Source organism: Blastomonas sp. CCH1-A6 (assembly GCF_001556365.1).
Taxonomy (GTDB): Bacteria; Pseudomonadota; Alphaproteobacteria; order Sphingomonadales; family Sphingomonadaceae; genus Blastomonas; species Blastomonas ursincola.
Window position 1 is genome coordinate 1 of sequence record NZ_LSIS01000067.1, and the last position, 2,198, is coordinate 2,198.

Annotated in this window: 1 protein-coding gene; it reads left to right on the top strand. The window is 68.7% G+C overall.

Annotation, left to right across the window (positions count from 1 at the left end):
* The coding region (locus AX735_RS02625; protein WP_156447401.1) for an autotransporter-associated beta strand repeat-containing protein at window positions 1–2,198 on the top strand (2,198 nt) is incomplete at both ends.

Here is a 2,198-nt window from a genome sequence, read left to right on the forward strand (position 1 = left end):
GTCCGGACCCGAGCGGGTCGATCTGTTCGGCGATTCCACATCGGGTGCGGTCTCGGCCAACCTCCCGGTCGTGACACTCGGCGAAGCGCCGCAGACGCTGGCGGCGACCACCGCAACCCCGGCAACCGCATCGGCGGCGGGCCGTCTGGGTCTGGTGTCCGATCTCAGCAACGGCATGGGTACCGCGCGGCTCGATGGCGCGCTGCTCGGTGGCACCGAGTCGGCCAGCCCGGTGGCGGCCTCGCTGGGCGATCCGATTGCACCGGCGGCATCGGCGGGCGAGACGGCCTTTGCCGGTCCGCTCAGCCCCGCGGTGATCGCAGGCAGCGTGCTCAACAACGCCAATCTGATCAACAACGGCTCGATCCTGGGCCAGCTGGTCAATTCGGCGGGCGCGACCGCCGTGAACAATGGCGTGATCCGGGGCCTGGTGATCAATGCGGGCACCTTCACCTCAACCGGAACGCTCTCGGGCGGCCTGTCGAACAGCGGCACCGCGCGGATCAGCGGCACGCTGACCGGCGACGTGCTCAACAGCGGCAGCATCACGCTCACCGGCATCACCAGCGGCATCGCGGTGTTCCAGCAGGCGGCGACCGGCAGCCTCAACCTTGCCGGGTTCGACACCACGCTGGGCGTGCTGTCGGGTGCGGGCACGATCACGCTGGGCAGCGCGCGGCTCACCACCGGCACCAGCGGCGTGAACTCGCTGTTCAGCGGGGTGATCTCGGGCACCGGCGCGTTGACCAAGACGGGCACCGGTGGACTGATCCTCGATGGCGAAAACAGCTATTCGGGCGGCACCACCATCGCTGGCGGCGTCTTGCAGCTGGGCAATGGCGGCGCCACCGGATCGATCATCGGGCCGGTGCTGAACAACGGGACGCTGATCATCAACCGCAGCAACGCCTATACCTTCGCGGGCGTCATCAGCGGCACCGGCATGTTCGTCCAGGCGGGCAGCGGTACCACGACGCTGACCGGGGCAAACAGCTATACCGGCGGCACGCTGATCTCCGCCGGCCGTCTGATCGGCTCGACGGTCTCGCTCCAGGGCCTGATCCAGAACGATGCCGCGCTCGAGTTCGCGCAAGGAACGACCGGCGTGTTCGCGGGCCGGATCGGTGGCACCGGGCTGCTCGACAAGAGCGGCGTGGGGCTGCTCGAGCTGACCGGCGATAACAGTGCGCTGCGCGGTGCGACGACGGTGCGCGCGGGCGAATTGCGCGTCACCGGATCGCTTACGGGATCGGCAACGACGGTGCTTTCGGGCGCGACGCTGTCGGGCAATGGCACGGTGGGCGGGCTGATCGCGCGCAGCGGCTCGGTCGTCTCGCCCGGGGCGGGCGGCCTTGGCATGCTGGGCGTCAACGGCGCGATCCAGCTGCAATCAGGCAGCACGCTGCGTCTGCAGGTCCAGGCACCCAGCGGGTCGGACATGCTGATCGGCAATGGCACGATGCAGCTGGGCGGCACGGCGGCGATCACCAATCTGGGCGGCACCTATGCCTTCAACAGCAACTATCTGCTGCTCCAGGCGAGCGGTGGTCGCACCGGCACGTTCGATGCGGTGACCGGCTTTGGCGAGTTCGGCATCCTCTACCGGCCCGAACTGGTCTATACCGCCAACCAGGTGCTGCTGCGCATGGCTCCCAATCTGCTCACTAACATCCTGGGCAACACGCCGCTGACCGCCAACCAGCGCTCGGTGGTGGCGCGGATAGATGCGGCCGTGACCGCGGGCTACAACCCGCAGCCGCTGTTCAACGTCTATGCGCTGCCCAATGCGCAGCAGCCGAACGCGTTCGACCAGCTTTCGGGCGAGGTCTATGCGACCATGGCGGGCGTGGGCATCGAGCAGGAGCGGCTGGTGCGCGAAGCGGTGCTGGGCCGGATCAACGCGGCCGCCGCGACCGCGCGCCAGACGCCCGAATGGGGCAATGGCGCGGGGGCCTGGGGCCAGGTGTTCGGCAGCTGGGGCGATGGCGAACGCGACGGCAACGCCGCGCGCTATGAGAGCGATCGCCAGGGCTTCATCACCGGTATCGACTATGGCAATGCCAATAGCGAGGGCAGCTGGCGGATCGGGGCGTTCGGCGTGCACATGACCAGCAAGGTCAGCGTCGATGCACGCGGATCGCGCGCCGAGGTCGAGCAGACTGGCGGCGGCCTCTATGCCGGCGTCAATACCGGCGGCG